Origin of the sequence: Rugamonas aquatica, from assembly GCF_009380215.1 — a bacterium.
GTDB classification, from domain to species: domain Bacteria; phylum Pseudomonadota; class Gammaproteobacteria; order Burkholderiales; family Burkholderiaceae_D; genus Rugamonas; species Rugamonas aquatica_B.
The window spans coordinates 1-22,447 of record NZ_WHUG01000012.1; the positions used below are offsets into that span (position 1 = coordinate 1).

The following is a 22,447-nucleotide window of genomic DNA, read 5'->3' on the forward strand; positions in this document are numbered from 1 at the left end:
TTGACTAAGCGCTGCGAACCACCGCTAAGGGGGACTACAGCGTCCTAAGACTTACTAAAATTTCCGTATCGAACGCTATCCGATACTAAAATTTTTAGGCCTCTATTCGTTAGAGCCGCTCAGTAGCCGTTAGTTCCCGATTAGTGCGAACTCTGATGAAATATCGAGGGATATCATGAGGCAGCAGTGGTTATCGCGTTCTAGTAAAACCCGAAAAAACGGCAACCACCCCACGTGTCCTCTGATCGTGCCGGCGAACCGGGCGCCTTGCGATCATGGACGCGCCCAACACCGCATTTCCCGGCAATCCGCGATGAACCTTTTTTATGGGGGGGGGGACGATAGATGAGATCGTGTCCGAATGTCAGACTTGACCCTACTCTGCTTTTAGCTGCAAGCGCTTGATGGCGCCGTTCTTCCCGTAGGTGGCCGACACCAGCAGCGGCTTGCCGCATTGGGTGCGGTAGAGATAGGTGCGCTCTTCGCCGTCGACGGTGCGCCGCAGCAGTTCCAGCGGTGGCGCCGCCTGTGACGGACAGGCGCGCAGCAACGACGCTCCTTCGCCGGCGGGCGCTGCCGCCGGATCGACCGCCATCTTGGCCACGGCGGCCGCCACTTGCTGCGTCACCTCCGGCTCCACATCCTCGATCGCCTTGGGCGCTTGCGCCATCGCGCAGCCGGACGTCATCACCAGCGGCAGCAGCAGGGAAAACAGTCGTTGCATCGAAGGCCTTTCGTTGGATATTTGGGCTCCATCTTAGCGCCGCCCGCGCGCCGCCGCTATGTCTCATTTTTAACAGAATCGCACAAAGTGTCTAAAAACGCCTGATTTTACAAATGGCAAAAAGGCGTGGCTATACTCGTTTGGCACCCACAAGGCTCGCATCCAAACTACATCCCATTTAAAGGAGTCCATGCAGCATGCGCCAATTTGCCCGCCCATTACTTGCCTCTCTGATCGTCCTGGCCTACGCGGGTACCGCGCACGCCGGCAGCTATTCGGTTGAAAACCTGACGGTGTACTCCGGCACCGCGGCCACCTCGGCCGACGACGTGCTGCGCCAGAATGCCGCCCGCTTCGGCCTGCCCGCCTCGCTGAGCAACCTGGGCCTGGTCAAGGTGCAGGAATCCCTGACCGGCAAGCACTACCACTACCAGCAAATGCTGCGCGGCCTGCCGGTGGACCGGGCCGAGATCATCATCTCGATCGGCAAGAACGGCCAGCTGCAAAAGATCTTCAACGAAACCCGCTACATCTCCGACAAGGTGGACGCCAGCGCCGTCAACCAGCTGTACAACCAGGCCCAGATCAGCGAAGACCAGGCCCTGGACAAAGCCTGGACCAATATGAAGGTGCAGCATCCGCTGGTGGCCACGCCATCGACCGAACTGGTGTGGGTGCCGACCAAGGACGGCGTGCAACTGGCGCGCAAGGTCCGCATCGAGGCGCAGATGCCGACCGGCGGCTTCGTGCAGTTCCTGAACGCGCATGACGGCACCGTCATCAGCTCCTACACCACCTCGCTGCCGCGCCGCGGCGAACGCACGCTGGGCGCACGCGGCGCCGTCGCCGGCCCCGTGCTGGACCGCGCCGCCGCCACCAAGGCCGTGGCCAACAGCCAGGGCTCGCGCTCGCAGCTGAGCGCGCAATCGGCCGCCGCGGCGCTGGCCACGCCGTCCGGCATCAACGGTTCCGGCTACGCCTTCGATCCCGATCCGCGCACCGTGCTCAACACCGATGCGCTGACCGACACCTCGCCCGCCTCCGCCTTCGACGCCGCCTACTCGACCAAGACGCTGCGCGACCTGACCGTGACCGGCGGCGTGTACAAGCTGAGCGGCCCGTTCGTCAACATCAAGAATATCGAAGCGCCGGCCACCGCGCCGAGCACCACCACCAACGGCGTGTGGACGGCCAAGCGCGGCAACAACGCCTTCGACGACACCAACGTCTACTTCCACCTGGACCAGAGCCAGCGCTACATCCAGTCGCTGGGCTTCACCGGCACCAAGTCCATCATCAACCGTCCGCTGGACGTGGACACCGACGGCGTCAACGGCGACGACAACTCGCACTACAGCGGCGGCGCCGCCGGCTCGGACTACCTGGCCTTCGGCCACGGCTGCGTGAACGACAGCGAAGACGCCGACGTGATCCTGCACGAATACGGCCACGGCATCCAGGCCAACATCAACTCGAACTGGAGCGGCGGCGACACCGGCGCCATGGGCGAAGGCTTCGGCGACTACTGGGCCGCGTCCTACTCCTACAGCACGCCGAACGGCAAGATCTACCATCCGGAATGGGCGTTCAGCTGGGACGGCCACGGCGCCTGCTGGGACGGCCGCCTGCTGAACCGCACCAACGCCAAGTACAACGCCGCCAAGACCTACGGCGCGCACCAGTCGGTGACGGAAAACGGCGTCACCTTCCAGTCCGACGAGCTGTGGTCGGCGCCGCTGTACCAGTCGATGGTGGCGCTGATCGCCGCCGGCAAGCCGCGCGCCAATATCGACCAGATCATCCTGGAAGCGCACTTCGGCCTGGGCAGCAACATCAAGATGCCGGCCATGGCCACCGCCATCGTCAACGCCGCCAAGGCGCTGTACCCGTCGGACCTGAGCTACGCCAACACCTTCCAGGCCAAGTTCGAGGCGCAGAACATCCTGTCGTCGGTGGTCAGCGGCCCGACCATCAATGAAGTGGAAAGCAACAACACCACCGCCACCGCGCAAGCCGTCAGCACCGCCGGTACCACGGTCAACGGCACCATCAGCGCCTCGTCGGACGTCGATTACTACAAGATCGTGCTGCCGGCCGGCAAAACGCTGACCGTGACCCTGGCGCCGAACGCCAGCTCGGACTACGACCTGGAGCTGTACAACAGCGCCGGCACCAAGGTGGCGTCCAGCACCAACGGCACCGGTTCGGCCGACAGCGTCAGCTACGGCACGGCCGGTACGCTGTACGCCAAGGTGATCTACTACAGCGGCGGCACCGGCGCCACCAGCGGCAAGTACACGCTGCAAGCCAGCTGGTAATCGCACTGCTCACATTGCCCAGGTCTTCTTCCAACGCCCCGCTCCGGGGCGTTTTTTTTTGCCTGGCCGGGGAAAACCCCATTACGCTTGAGTCAGATTCAGAATCCGGGGCCGCGAACATGGTAAGCTTCGACCCCGGCGCTTCACGTGGCGCCCCATCCCCACCAACTCATTACTTACCTCATGGATATCGTTCTCGCACTCAAAGCCCTGATCATGGGCCTGGTTGAAGGTTTCACGGAATTTCTGCCGATCTCGTCGACCGGCCATCTGATTCTGGCGGAGCACCTGCTGGGCTTCCACGGCCTGGAAGAAAAAATGAAAGTGTTCGAGATCGTCATCCAGGCGGGCGCCATCTTCGCCGTCTGCTGGGAATACCGCGCGCGCATCGCCGCCGTGCTGACCGGCCTGGGCGACCCGAAGCAGCAGCGCTTCGCGCTCAACGTGCTGATCGCCTTCATGCCGGCCGCCGTGCTGGGCGTGCTGTTCAGCAAAGCCATCAAGGCCAAGCTGTTCGCGCCGGTGCCGGTGGCGCTGGCCTTCATCGTCGGCGGCTTCGTCATCCTGTGGGTGGAAAAGCGCGAAAAAGCCAATCCGGCCATGGCCCGCATCAATTCGGTCGACGACATCAAGCCGATCGACGCGCTCAAGATCGGCATCGCCCAGGCGTTCGCGCTGATCCCGGGCACCAGCCGTTCCGGCGCCACCATCATGGGCAGCATGATCTTCGGCTTCTCGCGCAAGGTCGCGACCGAGTTTTCGTTCTTCCTGGCGATCCCGACGCTGCTGGGCGCCACCGTGTATTCGCTGTACAAGGAGCGCGCGCTGCTGTCGGCCTCCGACCTGCCGCTGTTCTCGATCGGCACCGTGGCGGCCTTCGTCTCGGCCTTCCTGTGCGTGCGCTGGCTGCTGCGCTATATCAGCTCGCACACCTTCACCGCGTTCGCGTGGTATCGCATCGCCTTCGGCCTGATGGTGCTGGTCACCGGTTACACCGGCGTCATCGTCTGGGCCGATTAAACCTTTTTGTAGTTTTGTTGTCGGAATCGAGTAGTAGCAATGGATCATCAGGAAAATAACGAACGCGCCCTTCAACTGCTGCAAACCGTGTTCGGCTACCCAGCCTTCCGCGGCCAGCAGGCGGAGATCGTCGGCCATGTCAGCGGTGGCGGCGACGCGCTGGTCCTGATGCCCACCGGCGGTGGCAAGTCGCTGTGCTATCAGATTCCCGCGCTGGTGCGCGACGGCGTCGGCGTGGTGGTCTCGCCGCTGATCGCGCTGATGCAGGACCAGGTGGACGCGCTGGCCGAAGTGGGCGTGCGCGCCGCCTTCCTCAACTCCACCCAGACCTACGAAGAAGCGAGCCGCATCGAGCGCCTGGTGCGCACCGGCGAGATCGACCTGGTCTACGTGGCGCCCGAGCGCCTGATGACGGAGCGCTGCCTGAACCTGTTCCAGGCCTCGAAGATCGCGCTGTTCGCCATCGACGAGGCGCATTGCGTGTCGCAATGGGGGCACGACTTCCGGCCGGAGTACATCAAGCTGTCGGTGCTGCACGAGCAGTTCCCCAACGTGCCGCGCATCGCGCTGACCGCGACCGCCGATCCGCAGACCCGCGCCGAAATCATCCACCGCCTGCAGCTGGGCGATGCGATGCAGTTCGTGTCCTCGTTCGACCGCCCCAACATCCGCTACCAGATCGTCGAGAAGGCCAACGGCCGCAAGCAGCTGCTGGACTTCATCACCACCGAGCATGGCGGCGACTGCGGCATCGTCTACTGCCTGTCGCGCAAGAAGGTCGAGGAGACCGCCGAGTTCCTGAACGAGAACGGCGTGCGCGCCATGGCCTACCACGCCGGCATGGACCACGCCAAGCGCGCGGCCAACCAGGCCAAGTTCCTGCGCGAAGAGAACATCGTCATGTGCGCCACCATCGCCTTCGGCATGGGCATCGACAAACCCAATGTGCGCTTCGTCTGCCACCTGGATCTGCCCAAGAGTATCGAGGGCTACTACCAGGAGACCGGCCGCGCCGGCCGCGACGGCGATCCGTCCAGCGCCTGGATGGCCTACGGCCTGCAGGACGTGGTGCTGCAGCGCCGGATGATCGACGAGTCGGAAGCCGACGAGACCTTCAAGCGGGTGCTGGGCAACAAGCTCGATGCGATGCTGGGCCTGTGCGAAACGCTGAGCTGCCGGCGCGTGCGCCTGCTCGATTATTTCGGCGAAGCCTCCGGCCCTTGCGGCAACTGCGATACCTGTCTGATACCGCCGGTGTCCTTCGACGGCACGGTGCCGGTGCAGAAGCTGCTGTCGGCGGTGTACCGCGTCGACCAGCGCTTCGCCGCCGGCCACGTGATCGAAGTGCTGCGCGGCGTGGAGACGGACCGCATCAAGACCTGGCACCACGATTCGCTGTCGGTGTTCGGCATCGGCGCCGACCGCAGCGAGGCCGAGTGGCGCGCCATCCTGCGCCAGGTGATCGCGCTGGGACTGGTGACGGTCGACCATGAACAATACAGCTCGCTGAAGCTGACCGACGCCGCGCGGCCGGTGCTCAAGGGCGGGCAGAAGGTGCAGCTGCGCCAGTACCAGAAGCCGGTCAAGCAGAAGAGTCCGAGCAAGGCGTCGAAAGGTTATGTGGAGAGCGATCTGTCGCCACGCGAGCAGGCCATCTTCGACAAGCTGCGCTGGTGGCGGGTGGAGACGGCGCGCGCGCACGACGTGGCGGCCTACATCATCTTCAACGACGCCACGCTGCGCGAGATCGCCAAGGCGCGACCGACCACGCTGTCCGACCTGCGCGGCATCTCGGGCGTCGGCGAGAAAAAGCTGGCGTCGTATGGCGACGAGATCGTCGCCATGATCAGCGAGATGGAATAAGCGGAGCGCCCACGAAGTCCAGCAGCGCCTGCGCCACCTCGGCGGGACTTTCTTCGAGCACGAAGTGGCCGGCGCCAGGTATCGTCAAGCCGCGCACGTCCGCCGCCACCAGTTTCATGGTGTTGAACATGCCGGCGCCTACGCTATATTGGCCGCCCACCGCGAGCACCGGCATCCTTAGGCGGGCAGCCGCGCGCACGCGATTCTGTTCCAGGCCTGTATCACTGAAGGCGGCACGATAGTAGCTGAAGGCGGCGCGGGCGCCGCCTGGCTGGGAGAAAACACGGGTGTACTCATCGAGGGCATCCTGTGTGAACACATACCGCTGCACCGATTTTTGCGCAAAAATCCAGGAGAGGTAGGCGCGCTCATGTCCCTGTATCAGAATTTCCGGAAGATCCGGCAGGCGATTGAAGGCGAAATGCCATGAGCGCAGGTTTCCTTCATCACTGGGAATGCCGGCTGGCGCAGGCGGCGTAATGCCTGGCAGGGCTGCCTCCATCACGGTCAAGGTCTTCACATCACCGGGCCAGTCGGCCGCGTGGGCATATGCCATCCATGCCCCCACGTCATGGCCAACCACATGCAGCCTGCCTGCGCGGGCCAGGCCACTTGCCTCGATGAAGGCATGGATGTCGGCGGCCATGGTCTTGCTGTCGTAGCCGTCCATCGGGTGATCCGAGTCGCCCATGCCGCGCAGATCGAGCGCCACGACCCGATGGCCCGCAGCCACCAGCTTCGGCATGACCAACCGCCAGGCATATTCGCTCTGCGGCCATCCCGGAATGAGCAGTATCGGATCGCCCGTCGCCTCCTGTCCGCCTTCGACATAGTGCAACCTGACGCCGTTTGCCAGTATGACGCCGTGATGAAATTGAGCAGGCGCGGCGGAGGCGGTAGCGATGCCTGCGGCGGCGCACCCGGCGAGCACGGAGCGCAGCAAGCGGAATATTGTGTTTGCCATGATGATCCTTTGTAGAGAAGAATTCAGTCGATGATCTTCATTGCTTGCCCGACCACCGCAACGAAGCCTGCCTTGCCGTGTGCAGCGCTCTTGCCCACCAGGCGCATGCCCTGCATCAGGCATAGCAATGAACGTGCTGTCGCCTGGCGGTCTTCCAACATCCCGATGGAGCCGTCTTCTTCCGCCTGGCGCAGTAATTCACCCAGCAGGGTTTCGGTGCTTTTCCAGGACGCGGTCACCCGGCGTGCGATGTCCGGATCGTGAAGCGACAATTCGATCGCTGTGGCGACGACCAGGCAACCGCGCTGGCCATCAGGGCTGGCCGAAAGTTCAGCATATAACTCAAGCACCGCCTTGATACGCTCGCGCCCTGTGCCGCCGGTGCGCGCCGTGGCTCTGAGACGTTCCTTCCCCTCGGCGGCATACAAATCATAGGCGGCAGCGAACAGGGTTTTCTTGTCGTGGAACGCCTTGTAAAAACTGCCGCGCGACAGCTGCATGCCTTCCATCAGATCGACAATGGAAGTGGCCGTATAGCCGCGTTGACGGAATACCTCGATGGCGAGGCGCAAGGCGTGTTCCAGCTCGAATTCGCGCGGCCGGCCACGCGATGGGGCGGTTTGTGGGTGCATGGATTAAATATGGAACAAATCGGTTCCCAATTCTATATCAGATTGCAAATCGCCGTGTTTGAGGACAGCGTAGTCAAAAAAAAGCAGACTGGGTTAGACTTGCAAGCTATGAACACACCGACAATTTTTAACCGCTACCTCGCTCAACTGGCGGGCGTCATCGAAAAGGCGAAGGCACGACCGGAGATACTTGGCGCGCGGCTGCACGCGGAGATGCTGCCGTTTTCCTCGCAGGTGCGGGCCACGGCCAATTTTGCTTTGCGGGGCTGCTGCCCGCTGGCGGGTTTGCCGCCGGTGAGCTTCGATGGCGCCGAAGTGTCCTTTGCCGCGCTGGCGAAGCAGGTCGACGACACCATCGCCTATATCGCCGCGATACCGCCGCAGCAGTTCGAAGGCCCGGCCGACCGCGTTTGCCGCGACCGCGCCGGCTTCGCCGACATCGCGCTGCCGGCCGACGAATACCTGAACCTCTACATCCTGCCCAACTTCTACTTCCACTTCAGCATGGCCTACGCGATCGCGCGCAGCCACGGCGCGGAGATCGGCAAGCAGGACTTCGACGGCTACCACCTGTACGCGCCCGGCTTCTCGTTCGAAAAACCTAGGCTGTAACGATGCTGCGGTAACGGCTCGGCGGCGCTCCCACGCTGTCGCGGAAGCGGTGGCTGAAGTGGCTCAGGTCCGCGTAGCCGCAGGCGTCGGCGATCTGCTGCAAGGGCTGGTCGGTGGTCTTCAACAGCAGCCGCGCATGCTCCACGCGGCGCGCCGCGATCCACGCCGACGGCGGCATGCCGAACGAAATCCTGAACATCCGCGCCAGGTGGTACTCCGACATGCACGCCAGCTGCGCCAGCATGCCCAGCGAGATATTCTGCCCAAGGTTCGCTTCGATGTAGTCGGCCAGCCGCCGCCGCACCACCGGCGCCAGTCCGCCGCGCACGCGCTGCTGGTGCTGCGGCATCGATTGCGACAGCAGCAGATGGCTCAGGGTTTCGTGCGCCGCCTCGTTGGCGCGCAGCTGGCCGTCCGCGCCTTCCCACGACATATCCGCCAGCCCGGCGCACAGCTTGCCGATGCGCTCATGTTCGAAGTAGGTACGGTCGGCCAGCGTGAGCTCGCGCGGTTCGCGGTCCAGCTCCACCACCGCGCGCCGCGTGAAGTGCTCGGGCAGGAAGTAGACGTGCAGGAAACGCAGCGGTCCGCGCACCGTCCAGCTGGACTCGTGCCAGTCCGGCAGCGTGCACAGACGCTCCGGCGCGCCGTACAAGCCAGGAAGTTCGTCGCGCTCGGTGCGGTAGCCGCCGCCCATGTAGTAGGACAGCGTATGGTGGCCCGGCTTGTTGTAGCTGGTCTCGGCGACCTCGGTGTCGCGGCGCCAGATGGCCACCGCCAGCTCGTCGCCCAGCCAGGCGAAGCGCTCCAGCACCGCGTCCGTTTCGGACATGGTGCGGAATACCGCGTGCGAAATCAGCCCGTCCGGCGCGCGGGCGGGGGAGGCATCGGTGGCGTTCAGAGGACGGGCTGGCACGGCGCGGTCATTCAGTAAGAGTTGGCTTAAAGTCTAGCACGGAGCGCCCACTCCCCGCTGGCGGCCGGCCGATTTGCGCAATTTCAGACAAGCGCCGCCCGCGCCCGCACGGCATGCTGGAGGCATGAATATCTTCCTCTACCTGCTCACCGTCCTGATCTGGGGTACCACCTGGATCGCCATCACCTTCCAGCTCGGCGTGGTGCCGGCGCCGGTGTCGATCGCCTACCGCTTCTGGCTGGCCGCCGCCGTGCTGATGGGATTTTTGCTCGTCACCCGCAAGCCGTGGTGGCCGCCGCGCCAGGCCTGGCGCTACCTGTTCGCCCAGGGCATGGCGCTGTTCTGCCTGAACTTCCTGTGCTTCTACTACGCCAGCCAGTGGATCACCAGCGGCCTCGAAGCGGTGGTGTTCTCCACCGCGCCGCTGTGGAACGCCATCAACGGCCGCATCTTCCTCGGCCGGCCGATACGCCGCCAGGTGATGGTGGGCGCCCTGCTCGGCCTGACCGGCATCGTGCTGCTGTTCGCGCCGCAGATGGCGGGCCACTGGCACGACAGCAAAGTGATGATGGGCCTCGCGCTGACCTTGGGCGGCACGCTGTGCTTCTCGTGCGGGAACCTGCTGTCGAGCCGCATGCAGTCCATGGGCCTGACGCCGTGGCTGACCAACAGCTGGGCCATGCTGATCGGCTCCACCACGCTGGGCGTGGCGGCGCTGGCGCTGGGCATGCCGTTCGCGCTGGAGCCGACCACGCGCTACGTCGGCGCCCTGCTGTACCTGGCGATCCCCGGCTCGGTGATCGGCTTCACCGCCTACCTGCTGCTGGTCGGCCGCATAGGACCGGACCGTGCGGCCTATTCCACGGTATTATTCCCCATCGTGGCACTGACCATTTCAACGATCTATGAAGGCTACCACTGGACGCCGACCGCCCTGACCGGGCTGGCGCTGGTACTGGCGGGGAACCTGCTGGCGTTCCTGCCGCTGGCACCGCGCGCCAAGGCGATGGGAGCCGCATAAAAACAGGGGAACGCATGAACCGATACGTCGTCGCATTGGCGCTGGCATTCACAGGATCGACGGCCGCCGCAGCACCGGCCGACACCATCTACCGCAACGGCTACATCTACACCGTCGACGCCAAAGACAGCGTGCAGCAGGCGCTGGCCGTGCGCGCCGGCCGCATCGTCTACGTCGGCGACAATGCCGGCGCCAAACCGCTGACCGGCAAGAAGACCAAAGTGATCGACCTGCACGGCCGCATGCTGATGCCCGGCCTGATCGACGGCCATATGCACCCGCAGTCGGGCGGCAGCCGCCTGCTCAACTGCAGCCTCGATTACGAAGCGCTGACCGTGGCCCAGTTCCAGTCGCGCATCCAGGCCTGCATCGACAAGGACAAGAAATCCGGCGCCGACCGCTGGCTGGTGGTGGTCAACTGGTTCCAGCAGGGGATGCTGCCGGACGGCGTGGAAACCACCGCCGCCACGCTGGACGCGCTCAAGACCGAACGCCCCGTCATCGTGCGCTCCTCCTTCGGCCACTCCGCGCTGCTCAACACCAAAGGCGTGCAGCTGGCCGGCATCAAGCGCGACACGCCCGATCCCGCCGGCGGCAAGATCACCCGCGACGCCAAGGGCGAAGCCACCGGCCTGCTGGAAGACGCCGCGCAGGACATGGCTATGAACCTGCTGCCGCCGCTGACGGTGGCCGAGAACCTGGCCGCCTCCAAGGCCGCGCTGGCGGCGATGCGCAAGCAGGGCATCACCAGCTTCCTCGACGCCTACACCGATCCCGAAACCATGACCGCCTTTGCCGACCTGCACAAGCAGGGCAAGCTGACGGCGCGCGCGCACTTCGCGGTGCTGATCGACCTCGATAAAGGCGCGACGCCGCAAAGCGCGGTGGCCGAGCTGCTCAAGCAGCAGAAGCAGTTCGACCAGGGGCCGACCGTCGTCGCGCCATCGATGCAGGTGCGCCACGCCAAGCTGTTCATGGACGGCGTGATCTCCGCGCCGGCCTTCACCGGCACCATGCTGGAGCCCTACCTGGTCAACAAGGGCACGGCGGACAAGCCGGACTGGCAGCCCGGCGCCAGCACCGGCCCGGCCAGCTACTTCTCGCCCGAGGCGCTGAGGACCACGCTGACCGAACTGGCCAACGCCCGCATCGATCCGCACATCCACGTCGACGGCGACCGCGCCGTGCGCGAATCGCTGGACGCCATCGAAGCCCTGCGCGCCACGCCCGCCGGCAAGGCCATGCGCCCCGCGCTGGCGCACGACGAAATCGTCGCCCCGGCCGACTACCCGCGCTTCGCCAAACTGGATGTGACGCCGGTGCTGTCCTTCCAGTGGGGGAAACCGGCGCCCGACACCGTGGGCGCGCTGAAGGACTACATGGGCCCGCAGCGCTACGCCATCGTCGAACCGCAGGCGCTGCTGCTGAACGCCGGCGCGCGCATCGCCTATGGCAGCGACTGGCCGGTCGATCCGCTCGACGAATGGTTCGCGCTCAAGGTCGGCGTGACCCGCACCGCCGCGCCCAACGCCGGCAAGGAGTACGAAGGCACGCTGGGACCGCAGCCCGGCATGCCGCGCGCCGCCGTGCTGCGCGCCATCACGCTCAACGCCGCGTACACGCTGCGCCAGGAGGCGCTTACCGGTTCGCTGGAGCCGGGCAAGCTGGCCGACATGATCGTATTGGACCGGAATTTCTTCACCATCCCGGCCGAGGACATCGCCAACATCAAGGTGCTGCAGACTATGGTGGGCGGCAAAATTGTGTATCAGGCCAAGAGCATGCGTTAAGATGTCGGCCTTTAGATAAACAGGCATAAACAAGCCCGCCATGGAACTCGCCATCTCCCTGCTGATTATCGCCGTCACCGGCCTGGTGGTCTACGCGATCATCAAGACCAATCCGGCCAAGCCGATGCAGCTGCCGGCACGCCCGGCCACGCCCTACGAGCCGGCGCTGCCCGAAGGCGCTCCCGCGCTGCACTGGTCCGACGACGGCCGCTTCCTGGTCGAAGTGGTCAACGAATCGCGCTACCAGGCCACGCTCAAGGCGCTGGCCGGCGATCATGGCGACCAGGCTGCGGCCGCGCCCTACCTGGCCACGCTGGTGCCGGACGACGTCAATCCCTACGAAAGCGCCGCCGTTGCGGTCTTCCTCGGCGGCCGCATGACGGGCTACCTGTCGCCCAAGGCATCGCTGACTTTCCGCGCGCTACTCAAGCACAAGGAGATCGACGGCAAAATCACCAGCTGCGAAGCCCAGGTGCGCGGCGGCGGCGTGTGGCAGAACGGCCGCCTGTCGTACGTCGTGGTGCTGGACATGGAGCCGCTGGAGAAGTGATGAAGGTGTACGCCCTTTCCCTGCTGATGGCGGCAGGCGCCGCGTCGGCCCAGACGCCGGCGGCACCGCCGGTACCACCGCCAGCTGCGCCGCTGGCGCTGCACTTTTCGCACAGCCCGCCGCTGCAATACGCCGACTCGCGCGGCGTGCTGACCGGCCATGTCGCCAAGCCAGCCATCGCCGCGCTGAAGGCCGCGGGCATTCCCTTCCAGGTGCGGCAGACGCCGGCCAAGATGCAGCTGGTGCTGATGCAGGGCGACCAGGAGCAGGCCTGCATGCTGGGCTGGCTGCAAACGCCGGAGCGCGAGCGCACCGGCAAATTCTCGGAAGTGGTGTACGAAGACAAGCGCCCGTTTGCGCTGACGTGGAACGGCAACGCCGCCATGCACGACGAGGAACCGCTGAAGGACACGCTGTCCGACAAGAACCTGCGCGCAGTGGTGACCCGGGGCGCCTCCTACGGCGTCGCGATCGACCGCGGCCTGCTGCGCTACAAGACAACCACCATCCCCAGCACGGCCGACACCCAGCAGCTGCTGGACATGCTGCGCCGGCACAGCATCGATTACTTCTTCATCACGGAGGAGGAACTGGAGGAAGCCGTCAAGACTTCGGGATATCCGGCTTCGCACTACAAGCGGATCTACTTCTCCGACCTGTACAAAGGCTACGAGCGTCGCCTGTGGTGCAGCAAGTCGGTGCCGGACGAGACGTTCAAACGCTTGAACGCCGCCATCGTCCGGCTGCGCAAATAATTACTTCTTGGTGAAGACCAGGTCCCACACGCCGTGGCCCAGTTTCAGGCCGCGGTTTTCAAACTTGGTCAGCGGACGATAAGCCGGCTGCGGCGCATAGCCGTCGGCGGTGTTCTGCAAACCCTCTTCCGCGCCCAGCACTTCCAGCATCTGCACCGCGTAGTCTTCCCAGTCGGTGGCGCAATGCAGGTAGCCGCCCACGGACAGCTTCTGCACCAGCAGCTTGACGAACGGCGACTGGATCAGGCGGCGCTTGTTGTGGCGGGCCTTGTGCCAAGGGTCCGGGAAGTAGATGTGCACGCCGTGCAGCGAGCCGTCCGGGATCATCTGGTTCAGCACTTCGACCGCATCGTGCTGGATCGCCTTCAGATTGGTCAGGCCCTGCTCTTCGATCAGCTTGAGCAGGCTGCCCACGCCGGGCGTGTGCACTTCCACGCCGATGAAGTCCTTCTCCGGCATCACGCCGGCGATGTGCGCCGTGGTGCCGCCCATGCCGAAGCCGATCTCCAGCACCACCGGCGCCTTGCGGCCGAAAGCCTTCTCATAATCGAGCGGCGCCTTGGCGTATTCGATCATGTACTTCGGGCTCAGTTCTTCCAGCGCGCGCGCCTGCGCCGTCGACAGGCGGCCGGCGCGGGTGACGAAACTGCGGATGCGGTGTTCGGTCGGGTCGTAGAGCATAGGCCGCGCTGGGCCGTCTTTAGGGGTATCGGAAGACATGGGATGAACTGAGTCGATAATCAATGAGGCAGCATTATATCAGCCACCCAGGCCCGCCCCGCCCTCGCCGCCGCCCCACTTCAGCAAATGATTGACACCCAGTTTGAGTTCAGGTCTAATCGTGCTCAGTGTCTTGAAAACGTTTTCAAACACTCCCGTTAATCCTCAAACGACATCAACATGACCGATTTCACGCAATTTCCGCCCTCGTTCACCTGGGGCGTGGCCACCAGCGCGTTCCAGATTGAAGGCGGCGCGGCCGCCGACGGCAAGGGGCCGTCGATCTGGGACACCTTCAGCCACACCCCCGGCAAAGTCATCGACGGCAGCAATGGCGATGTCGCCTGCGACCACTATCACCGCTACCCGGAAGACGTGGCCATCATGGCCGGCCTGGGCGTGGACGCCTACCGCTTCTCGATGGCCTGGTCGCGCGTGCAGCCGCAGGGCAAGGGCGCGTGGAACGAAGCCGGTTTCGCCTTTTACGACCGTCTGCTGTCCGAGCTGGAGGCCAAGGGCATAGACGCCCACGTCACGCTGTACCACTGGGATCTGCCGCAGGGCCTGCAGGACGACGGCGGCTGGCTCAATCGCGACACCGCCTACCGCTTTGCCGACTATGCCGGCGAAGTGGCGCGCCGTTTTGGCTCACGCTTGAAAACGATTGCAACGCACAATGAGCCATGGTGCACGGCCAATCTGGGCTACGGCAATGCGCAGTTCGCGCCGGGCGTGGCGGACCTGAAGCAGGCTATCCAGGTGTCGCACCACCTGCTGCTGTCGCACGGACTGGCGATGCAGGCGATGCGCGCGGCCGGCAGTCCGGCGCAGCTGGGCATCGTGCTCAATCAGTGGACCGCCGACGCGGCCACCGACAGCGCGGCCGACAAGGCGCTGGCGGAGTTCGAATATGCGCGCTCGGTGCAGTGGTTCATGGATCCCATCTTCAAGGGCAAGTACCCGGAACTGGCGCTGCAAGGGCACGGCGACAACGCGCCTGTGATCCACGAGAACGACTTCAAGGACATCCAGCACAAGATCGACTTCCTCGGCGTGAACTACTACTTCCGCGCCTACTGCTCGGCCGAGACGCCGCCGCGCCAGCCGGAAGCGAAGCTGGGCACCACCGACATGGGCTGGGAGATCTTCCCCGACGGTCTGACCGAGCTGCTGCTGAAACTGAAGGCCGAATACGATCTGCCGCCGATCTACATCACCGAGAACGGCATGGCCAATCCGGACGTCATCGTCGACGGCGAGATCCCCGACGAGGCGCGCATCGATTTCGTGCTGCGCCACCTGAAGGCGCTGAACGACGCGCGCCTGCAAGGCGTGGACATCCAGGGCTACTTCCTTTGGAGCCTGCTCGACAACTTCGAATGGAACTCGGGCTATGCGAAGCGCTTCGGCATCGTGCATGTGGACTATGCGACGCAGCAGCGAACGCTGAAGCACAGCGCGCACTGGTACCGCGAATATCTGTTGAAACAAAGGCCGCAGCGCACAGCGCACGCGGCCTAGAGCAAGCGTTTTAACCCCGCCGGCGCAGATGCCGGCGTTTTCCTTTCTACAGGCCGCAGAGCCTGATGCTTTACACTCCAACGAGAATAACGAGGACGACATCATGCAAACCGCACCATCCGCCGTGCCACAAGAGCCGCAGGCCCCCGCCGCCAATCAACCGCCATCGCTGCTGCGCGCCATGTTCGCGCGCGGCACGCCGATGCTGTGGGTGCCCAGCGGTTACTTCGCGATGGCGCTGACCTACATGATGCTCACCAGCGTCACCTCCATCATGTTCAAGAACCTGGGCATGGACAATGGCCAGGCCGCGCAGTACGCCAGCTATCTGATCCTGGCCTACACCATCAAGCCGCTGTTCGCGCCCTTCGTCGAAATGTACCGCACCAAGAAGTTCTTCGTGCTGTGCGCGCAGCTGATTATCGGCGTCGGTTTCGCCGGCGTGGCGCTGGCGATGTCGCTGCCGGACTACATGGTGGTGATGGTGTTCCTGTTCGGCGTGCTGTCGCTGGTAGGCGCCACGCAGGACATCGCCTCCGACGGCGTCTACGTCACCTCGCTGGACGCCAGGACGCAATCGCTGTTCTGCGGCATCCAGAGCCTGAGCTGGAACATCGGCCCCATCGTCGCCTCGGGCGGCATGGTGTATTTGAGCGGCTGGCTGCACACGCACTACTTCCACCACCAGGCCGGCGTATTCGGGCCGGAGTGGATCGAATCGTGGCGCATCATCTTCTTCATCGTCGCGGCGATCACCATCGTCGCCGCCTTGTGGCATATGCGCGTGATGCCCGATGGCGCCAAGGCGGAGAACGCGCCGGCGTCGGTGGCCGAAGCGGCCTTCATCCTCAAGGATTCCTTCGTCACCTTCTTCCAGAAGCGCGACGTGTGGATGATGGTGTCGTTTGCCTTCCTGTTCCGGCTCAGTATCGGGCTGCTGGAAAAGATCGGTCCCTTCTTCATGGTCGATCCGGTGGCGCAAGGCGGGCTGGGATTGTCGAACGAGATGCTGGGGCTGATCTACGGCACGTATGGATTGATCGCCGTATTGCTGGGGTCTCTGCTGGGCGGCATCTTCGTCGCGCGGCGCGGCCTGCCGGCGACCTTGTTCGTGCTGTGCTGCGCCGTCAACATCCCCAACGTCACCTTCCTGTTGATGAGCATCTACCAGCCGGACAACCTGCTGGTAATCAGCGCTGGCGTGGCGATCGAGAAGTTCTTCTTCGGTTTCGGTTCGGTGGGTTTCATGATCTATCTGATGCAGCAGCTGGCGCCGGGTAAATACACGACCACCCACTACGCGTTCGGCACGGGCCTGATGGGCTTATGCATGATGGTGACGGGCATCGTCAGCGGCCATTTGCAGCAGGCGCTGGGTTATGTGCACTACTTCTGGCTGGTGATGACAGCGACGATCCCATCGTTCATCGTCACCTGGTACGCACCGTTCCATCACAAAGACTAAGTCGGTAAGAGAACAAGTAAAAGGGCCGGTGCTTAAAACGCCGGCCCTTTTTCCATCTCAATCCGGGGTCACAATCCGGGGTCAGGTCCTCCATTTCTACACGAGCACTGCCTTAGTTGGTCCTACGGACCAGCCCGTGTAGAAATGGGGGACCTGACCCCGGATAAAAAAAAATCCCCTCGGCCTTGAGGGGCCGAGGGGTTGGAAGACCACTACAACTGGGACTACAGGAAAAACTCTGTGCTTAGAACGACTTGCCGACGTTGATGCCGAAGGTGCGTGGGGGCAGGTACTGCGCTTGCCACGGGCCGTTGGCGTTCATCGCGCTGGTCTTGATCTTCGCGTCTTCCGCGTTGCGGACATACGCATCGAAGTACCACTTCGAATTGGCGTCGAAGCGCAGACCCAGGTCGGTACGGGTGTAGGCCTTCTGCTTGTCCGGCTCACCCAGATTGAACACGCTCAGCCAGCTGGCCGTCTCGTAGTGCGCGCTGATGCGCGGGATCAGCGTGCCGCTGTCCAGCGCGAAGCTGTGCTGGTACATCACCTGCGCGCTGAACTTCGGCGAGTGCGGCATGGTGTTGCCGCTCACGTCCAGGCAAGGATTGGTGATGCCTGGCGCCGTGCAAGCCGGCAGCACATAATCGTTACTGCCGCCGATCAGATGCTTCAGCGTGGCGTTGGTGTACGCGGCGGTGAACTGCACGCGGTCTTCACGCGTGATCTTGGCCGCGATCTCCGTCTCGATACCCCATACCTTGGCGCCTTCCGCATTGCTGGTCGCCAGGCCGCGCGTGCCGTCCGCATACGTCACCGGTGCGCTGAACTGGAAGCCCTTGAACTTCTCGTAGTAGGCCGAGTTGTTCATCCGTACCGTGCCGCCGAAGAAGGTGCTCTTCGAACCTATCTCGTAGTTGGTCAGCGTCTCGGAACCATATGGCACGCCGCCGTCCTGCAAACCGCCCGACTTGTAGCCGGTGGATACGCTGGCGTAGACCATGTTGTTCTTGTCGATCTCGTAGCTAGCGCGCACCAGGCCAGTCAGCTTGTGATCGGTGAACACACCGTCGTTGTGCTGGTAGGTGGTGAAGCCAGTGCCGCCGCCCAGGGGATTCATCGAAGGGCTGACAGGAATCTGCGGCGCATCGGAATTGCTCCAGCCATTGTTGGTGCCGCCGATGTTCTTGCGCTCGTCCGAGGTGTAGCGCAGGCCGCCGGTCAGGTGGAAAGCGTCGCCGGCGTTCAACGTCACCTGGCCGAAGACGGCTTTCGAATCCACGGTTTCCTTAGGCTGGATGAAGGAACCCTGCCAGCCCACGGTGCCCTGCTGGGTGCCGTTCATGATCGGGATGTCGAAGCGGATGCCGTTGTCCTCATTGGCGTAGTACAGGCCAAGCAGCCAGTCCACATCGCGCTTGCCGGTCGACTGGATTTCCACTTCGTGGCTGTAGTTCTTGTACTTGGACCAGACGGTGTTGTTGGCCTGGTAGCTGCCGTTGCTGGTGAAGCTGGTCGGGATATTCGCGCCGCCATCTTGGTCGAAGGTCGACGAGCCGTTGAAGCGCGAGTAGCCGGCGATGTAGGCAAGGCTGATGTCCTTGTTGATCTCGTAGTCGACGCGGCTGCGCAGCGAGTGCGAATCGCGGTTGACGCTGGGCGCCGTATCGATCAGCGCCGACCAGAATTCCTGGCCCGCGCGCGGCGTCTGCATCAGGTTCATGCTCGGCGTGCCGCGATCCATATAGTGCTCGTACGCGACGTTCCATTTCAGGCCGGACGTCGGCTGCCACAGGAAGCTCAGACGCGCCGCGCTCTGGTCCTGCGCGCTGTACTTCTGATTGTTGTTGACGAACAGGTTGGTGTTAATCGGCTGGAAGGCGATCGGGTTGCCCGGATGCGCCTTGTTCCATGCGGCGATGACCGGATCGGCCGCCGCATGCTGGTCCGCCAGCGACAGGTTGGGCGCGGTCTGGTAGTTGACGTAGCCATTGTGCTGCTCGTGCACCACCGCCACGCGCATCGCCATGGTGTCGCTGATCGGAATGTTGACCGCGCCGCGAGCGCCCAGGCGGGCGTAGCTGCCGTAGCCGGCTTCGAAGTTACCGGCGCTGCTGCCGATCTCCGGCTTCACGGTCTGCATATTGACCGCGCCGACCGTCGAATTGCGTCCCCACAGCGTGCCTTGCGGACCACGCAGCACCTCGATCGCTTCCAGGTCGAACAACAGCGCGGTCGCGCCTTCCGGACGCGGCGAGTAGATGCCGTCGACGAAGCTGGCCACTTCAGGATCGGCGTATTCGGTCTTGGCGCTGTCGTTGCCGATGCCGCGCAAGGTCATGGTGATTACGCCGTGGTCACCCTGGCCGGTGGCGGCGAAGCCTGGCACCAGGTTGACCACGTCCTGCAAGGTCTGCACATGGTTATCGTCCAGCACCGCAGCGTTCAGCGCCGTCACGGCCACCGGGGTCTTTTGCAGCGAGGTGGAACGCTTGGTCGCGGTGACATACACCTCGGTGATGGCGGTCGAGTTTTTGTCGGCGGCGGTGGCTGCAGCTGCGGCGGACTGCTCGGCGGCTGGGGCGTCGGCCGGCGACGGCGAGGCGTGCGCGGCGACGCTGGTGCCGGCCATCAGGGCGAGGATGGCCAACTGGATCGGGGACGGCAAGCGCTTCCCGGACTGCGGTACGTGGACGTTCATAAGTCTCCTTTGTCGTAGCGATCGCAGCGGGGTGGCGACGCTACATTTATCATCGTTAAAAACGATTCCATGTTGTTTGAAAACGTTTTCAAATCAACTGAAACCGTTTTCCTTATTTGTGAAATCGATTTCATGGTACATAATTCAAATCACGGATGTCAATTTAAAAATTGTAGCGGCGTTGTTTCCCTGGCATGCCCGGGCGACGGCGCACCCTGCCGATGGAGACCGGAAAAACGATGAAAACGATACCAACACCAGTCAAACACGTCCTGATCGTCGGCGGCGGCACCGCCGGCTGGCTGACGGCAGCCTTCCTGGCCCGCACCCTGGGCGCCGACGCCGCTCCAGGGGCCGGCGCGGACAGCGTGCGCATCACGCTGGTGGAGTCGAAGGAGATCGGCATCATCGGCGTCGGCGAAGGCACCTTCCCGTCGATCCGCGGCACGCTGGCCGCCATCGGCATCGATGAAGCGCGCTTCATCCGCGAATGCAACGCCACCTTCAAGCAGGGCATCAAGTTCACCGACTGGGTGCGCCCGCCCGGCACGCCGGGCAACGACCACTACTTCCATCCATTCAGCCTGCCGAGCCAGCGTCCCGGCGGCGCGGAACTGCTGCCCTACTGGCTGCAAGGCGCCGCGCCGGCCGGCGTGGGCTTCGCCGCCGCCGCCACCATGCAGAAGCGCGTGGCCGACGCGTCGCACGGACCCAAGCGCTTCAACGACGCCGACTTCATGGGACCGCTGAACTACGCCTACCATTTCGACGCCGGCAAGTTCGCCACCCTGCTCAGCACCCACGCGCAATCGCTGGGCGTGCGCCACGTGCTGGCGACGGTGGAGCGGGTCACGCTGGACGGGCAAGGCGCGATCGGCGCCGTGCACACCAAGGAAGCCGGCGAGCTGACGGCCGACCTGTACATCGACTGCACCGGCTTCCGCGCCGCGCTGATCGGCGACGCGCTGGGCACGCCCTTCCGCAACATCAACGACACGCTGTTCGTCGACCGCGCGCTGGCGATGCAGGTGCCGTACGATACGGCCGACGCGCCCATCCCCTCCTACACCATCGCCACCGCGCACGAGGCGGGATGGACCTGGGACATCGGCCTGCACCAGCGGCGCGGCATCGGCTACGTCTACTCCAGCCGCCACACCGACGACACCCGCGCCGAGCAGGTGCTGCGCGCCTACATCGGCAAGGCCAGCGACGGCCTCAATCCGCGCCAGCTCAAGCTCAACGTGGGCTACCGCGAACAGCACTGGGTGAAGAACTGCGTGGCGGTCGGCTTGTCGGGCGGCTTCCTGGAGCCGCTGGAATCGTCCGGCATCGGCCTGATCGAAACGGCGGCCTACCTGGTCAGTTACCTGTTCCCGCACGACGGCGAGATGGCGCCGGTGGCCAGGGTGTTCAACGAGATGATGAAGGCGCGCTACGAGCGCATCGTCGATTTCGTCAAGCTGCATTACTGCCTGACGCAGCGCCGCGACCACGCCTTCTGGACCGACAACACCGCTCCGGCCAGCATCCCCGAATCGCTGCGCGACAAGCTGGCGATGTGGCGCCGCCGCGCGCCGCACCGCATGGACTTCGTGGTGGACCTGGAGATGTATCCGCCGTCCAGCTGGCAGTACGTGCTGTACGGGATGGAGTATCCGACCGCGCAGTACGCCAACGCCAGCACGCTGCCGCGCTTCGAGGAGGCGCGCAAGGAGTTCCAGATGATCGAGCTGATGTCGCACCGCGCGCTGGCCGACCTGCCCACGCACCGGGCGCTGATCGATCATTTCCTCCAGCGCGGCGAACGCAAGATCGCCTGAGCTGATTGTCGTATCGCGGGAAAAAAGCGCCGAGTGTACGAGCGCGAACATACCGCCGTTGCGGCGCAATGCAAGATGGCCTCTGCTTGAACATCAAAAACCAGAGGAGAAACCATGCATACCCAACCCTTACACGCCGGCGCGATCGCCAGCCACGAACTCGGAGACGGCTACGCCTCCGGCGTTTCGTGGGGCGCCGTGTTCGCCGGCGCGGCCGCTGCCGCCGCGCTGTCGTTCATCCTGCTGATACTCGGCACGGGCCTCGGCCTGTCGTCGGTATCGCCCTATCAGTACAACGCCACGCCGCTGGGCGCCGCCACCATCGCCTGGGTCGCCTTCGTGCAGCTGGCGGCGGCGGGCATCGGCGGCTATATGGCCGGCCGCCTGCGCGTCAAGTGGGCCAGCATCCATGGCGATGAGGTGCACTTCCGCGACACCGCGCACGGCCTGCTGGCCTGGGCGGTCGCCACGCTGATCACCGTGGCGGTGCTGGCCGGCGGCGCGCGCGCTGTCCTCAGCGGCGCCATCGATTCCGGCGCCGCCGTCGCCAACGCCGCCGCGCCAGCTCTGGCGCGCGAAGCCGGCCGCAGCAACACCTACTTCGCCGACATGCTGCTGCGTTCGCCCAACGGCGATGCCGCGACCGATGCGCAGCGCAATGAAATCAACCGCATCCTGATCACCGATCTGCCCACCGGCAAAATCAGTGCAGAGGACCGCGGCTATCTGGCGCAGCTGGTCGCCAAGCGCACCGGCCTGACGCAAGACGAAGCGGCGCAGCGCGTGGACCTGGTCTACGCACAGGCAGCGCAAGCCGCGAACGACGCCAAGGCCAAGGCCATGGCCGCCGCCGAGGAAGCACGCAAGGCCGCCGCCCATTCGGCGCTGTGGATGTTTGTCGCCCTGCTGCTCGGCGCTTTCGTCGCCAGCCTGTTTGCCACGCTGGGCGGCCGCCACCGCGATCACGCACGCGTCATCGTACGCACCACCACCATCTAATCGGAGAACATCATGCGCTCGATACTACTGCTGTTGCTTGGCATTCCACTCCCGAT

18 protein-coding genes are annotated in these 22,447 nt (G+C 64.2%); 12 read left to right on the forward strand and 6 right to left on the reverse strand.

The genetic code is table 11. The features are described 5' to 3' along the window. Positions 1-376: 376 nt before the first annotated feature. Entirely contained in the window at positions 377-724 is a 348-nt protein-coding gene (locus tag GEV02_RS23960) for a hypothetical protein (RefSeq protein WP_152840476.1), read from the reverse strand. A 197-nt stretch (positions 725-921) separates the two neighbouring features. Here GEV02_RS23960 and GEV02_RS23965 point away from each other — a divergent pair, with 197 nt between their 5' ends. The 3 genes from GEV02_RS23965 (at position 922) to recQ (ending at position 5,925) form a co-directional block, all read left to right on the forward strand. Further along, a complete protein-coding gene (locus GEV02_RS23965) occupies positions 922-3,042 on the forward strand; it encodes a pre-peptidase C-terminal domain-containing protein (protein WP_152840477.1) in 2,121 nt (706 codons plus the stop codon). Positions 3,043-3,225: 183 nt separating this feature from the next. Continuing rightward, positions 3,226-4,062, forward strand: a complete 837-nt coding sequence (locus GEV02_RS23970; RefSeq protein ID WP_152840478.1) for an undecaprenyl-diphosphate phosphatase — start codon at positions 3,226-3,228, stop codon at positions 4,060-4,062. Positions 4,063-4,101: 39 nt separating this feature from the next. Further along, positions 4,102-5,925 carry a DNA helicase RecQ gene (gene recQ, locus GEV02_RS23975; RefSeq protein ID WP_152840479.1) on the forward strand — a complete coding sequence of 608 codons (1,824 nt, stop codon included), beginning with the start codon at positions 4,102-4,104 and terminating at the stop codon, positions 5,923-5,925. On the opposite strand, the gene GEV02_RS23980 is transcribed toward recQ, so the two are convergent. Then, positions 5,909-6,889 (reverse strand): alpha/beta fold hydrolase, encoded by a 981-nt coding sequence (locus GEV02_RS23980; RefSeq protein WP_152840480.1) that lies wholly within the window; start codon positions 6,887-6,889, stop codon positions 5,909-5,911. The two genes, recQ and GEV02_RS23980, sit on opposite strands and share 17 nt — an antisense overlap. Before the next feature lie 23 nt (positions 6,890-6,912). After that, complete coding sequence (locus tag GEV02_RS23985) at positions 6,913-7,461, reverse strand: TetR/AcrR family transcriptional regulator (protein ID WP_235922910.1); 549 nt, start codon at positions 7,459-7,461, stop codon at positions 6,913-6,915. Positions 7,462-7,629: 168 nt separating this feature from the next. On the opposite strand from GEV02_RS23985, the gene GEV02_RS23990 reads away from it, so the two are divergent. Then, positions 7,630-8,133 (forward strand): DUF1993 domain-containing protein, encoded by a 504-nt coding sequence (locus GEV02_RS23990; RefSeq protein ID WP_152840482.1) that lies wholly within the window; start codon positions 7,630-7,632, stop codon positions 8,131-8,133. On the opposite strand, the gene GEV02_RS23995 is transcribed toward GEV02_RS23990, so the two are convergent. After that, positions 8,123-9,049, reverse strand: coding sequence for an AraC family transcriptional regulator (locus GEV02_RS23995; protein WP_328595906.1), 927 nt, complete (start codon positions 9,047-9,049; stop codon positions 8,123-8,125). The genes GEV02_RS23990 and GEV02_RS23995 overlap by 11 nt on opposite strands. A gap of 124 nt (positions 9,050-9,173) precedes the next feature. Between GEV02_RS23995 and GEV02_RS24000 the strand changes: the two genes are divergently transcribed. The 4 genes from GEV02_RS24000 to GEV02_RS24015 are packed head-to-tail and all read left to right on the forward strand — an operon-like array spanning position 9,174 to position 13,165. Next, positions 9,174-10,070, forward strand: coding sequence for a DMT family transporter (locus tag GEV02_RS24000; RefSeq protein WP_070270913.1), 897 nt, complete (start codon positions 9,174-9,176; stop codon positions 10,068-10,070). A 14-nt stretch (positions 10,071-10,084) separates the two neighbouring features. Continuing rightward, complete coding sequence (locus GEV02_RS24005; RefSeq protein WP_152840483.1) at positions 10,085-11,860, forward strand: amidohydrolase; 1,776 nt, start codon at positions 10,085-10,087, stop codon at positions 11,858-11,860. A gap of 40 nt (positions 11,861-11,900) precedes the next feature. Next, positions 11,901-12,410 (forward strand): hypothetical protein, encoded by a 510-nt coding sequence (locus tag GEV02_RS24010; RefSeq protein WP_152840484.1) that lies wholly within the window; start codon positions 11,901-11,903, stop codon positions 12,408-12,410. After that, positions 12,410-13,165: a substrate-binding periplasmic protein gene (locus tag GEV02_RS24015; RefSeq protein WP_152840485.1), complete on the forward strand. Its 756-nt coding sequence runs from the start codon at positions 12,410-12,412 to the stop codon at positions 13,163-13,165. The genes GEV02_RS24010 and GEV02_RS24015 overlap by 1 nt, the downstream gene beginning before the upstream one ends. On the opposite strand, the gene trmB is transcribed toward GEV02_RS24015, so the two are convergent. Further along, complete coding sequence (gene trmB, locus GEV02_RS24020; protein ID WP_152840608.1) at positions 13,166-13,846, reverse strand: tRNA (guanosine(46)-N7)-methyltransferase TrmB; 681 nt, start codon at positions 13,844-13,846, stop codon at positions 13,166-13,168. A 219-nt stretch (positions 13,847-14,065) separates the two neighbouring features. On the opposite strand from trmB, the gene GEV02_RS24025 reads away from it, so the two are divergent. Both GEV02_RS24025 and GEV02_RS24030 read left to right on the forward strand, forming a co-directional pair. Then, the gene (locus GEV02_RS24025) at positions 14,066-15,406 is read left to right on the forward strand and encodes a GH1 family beta-glucosidase (RefSeq protein ID WP_152840486.1); all 1,341 of its coding nucleotides are present in this window, start codon (positions 14,066-14,068) and stop codon (positions 15,404-15,406) included. A gap of 103 nt (positions 15,407-15,509) precedes the next feature. Then, positions 15,510-16,871, forward strand: a complete 1,362-nt coding sequence (locus tag GEV02_RS24030) for an MFS transporter (protein ID WP_235922911.1) — start codon at positions 15,510-15,512, stop codon at positions 16,869-16,871. A 244-nt stretch (positions 16,872-17,115) separates the two neighbouring features. Here the strand turns inward: GEV02_RS24030 and GEV02_RS24035 are convergent, their stop codons facing one another. Next, positions 17,116-19,569, reverse strand: coding sequence for a TonB-dependent receptor (locus GEV02_RS24035; RefSeq protein WP_152840487.1), 2,454 nt, complete (start codon positions 19,567-19,569; stop codon positions 17,116-17,118). Positions 19,570-19,808: 239 nt separating this feature from the next. On the opposite strand from GEV02_RS24035, the gene GEV02_RS24040 reads away from it, so the two are divergent. Next, positions 19,809-21,392, forward strand: a complete 1,584-nt coding sequence (locus GEV02_RS24040; protein ID WP_152840488.1) for a tryptophan halogenase family protein — start codon at positions 19,809-19,811, stop codon at positions 21,390-21,392. Positions 21,393-21,506: 114 nt separating this feature from the next. Further along, entirely contained in the window at positions 21,507-22,391 is an 885-nt protein-coding gene (locus tag GEV02_RS24045; RefSeq protein ID WP_152840489.1) for a hypothetical protein, read from the forward strand. The last annotated feature ends 56 nt before the right edge of the window (positions 22,392-22,447 follow it).

Coding starts and splice junctions, on each gene's coding strand:
- GEV02_RS24010 (WP_152840484.1), top strand. CDS start 11,901: ATGGAACTCGCCATCTCCCTGCTGATTATCGCCGTCACCGGCCTGGTG.
- GEV02_RS24005 (WP_152840483.1), top strand. CDS start 10,085: ATGAACCGATACGTCGTCGCATTGGCGCTGGCATTCACAGGATCGACG.
- GEV02_RS24025 (WP_152840486.1), top strand. CDS start 14,066: ATGACCGATTTCACGCAATTTCCGCCCTCGTTCACCTGGGGCGTGGCC.
- GEV02_RS24015 (WP_152840485.1), top strand. CDS start 12,410: ATGAAGGTGTACGCCCTTTCCCTGCTGATGGCGGCAGGCGCCGCGTCG.
- recQ (WP_152840479.1), top strand. CDS start 4,102: ATGGATCATCAGGAAAATAACGAACGCGCCCTTCAACTGCTGCAAACC.
- GEV02_RS23965 (WP_152840477.1), top strand. CDS start 922: ATGCGCCAATTTGCCCGCCCATTACTTGCCTCTCTGATCGTCCTGGCC.
- GEV02_RS23960 (WP_152840476.1), bottom strand. CDS start 724: ATGCAACGACTGTTTTCCCTGCTGCTGCCGCTGGTGATGACGTCCGGC.
- trmB (WP_152840608.1), bottom strand. CDS start 13,846: ATGCTCTACGACCCGACCGAACACCGCATCCGCAGTTTCGTCACCCGC.
- GEV02_RS24035 (WP_152840487.1), bottom strand. CDS start 19,569: ATGAACGTCCACGTACCGCAGTCCGGGAAGCGCTTGCCGTCCCCGATC.
- GEV02_RS24030 (WP_235922911.1), top strand. CDS start 15,510: ATGCAAACCGCACCATCCGCCGTGCCACAAGAGCCGCAGGCCCCCGCC.
- GEV02_RS24045 (WP_152840489.1), top strand. CDS start 21,507: ATGCATACCCAACCCTTACACGCCGGCGCGATCGCCAGCCACGAACTC.
- GEV02_RS23990 (WP_152840482.1), top strand. CDS start 7,630: ATGAACACACCGACAATTTTTAACCGCTACCTCGCTCAACTGGCGGGC.
- GEV02_RS23970 (WP_152840478.1), top strand. CDS start 3,226: ATGGATATCGTTCTCGCACTCAAAGCCCTGATCATGGGCCTGGTTGAA.
- GEV02_RS24040 (WP_152840488.1), top strand. CDS start 19,809: ATGAAAACGATACCAACACCAGTCAAACACGTCCTGATCGTCGGCGGC.
- GEV02_RS23980 (WP_152840480.1), bottom strand. CDS start 6,889: ATGGCAAACACAATATTCCGCTTGCTGCGCTCCGTGCTCGCCGGGTGC.
- GEV02_RS24000 (WP_070270913.1), top strand. CDS start 9,174: ATGAATATCTTCCTCTACCTGCTCACCGTCCTGATCTGGGGTACCACC.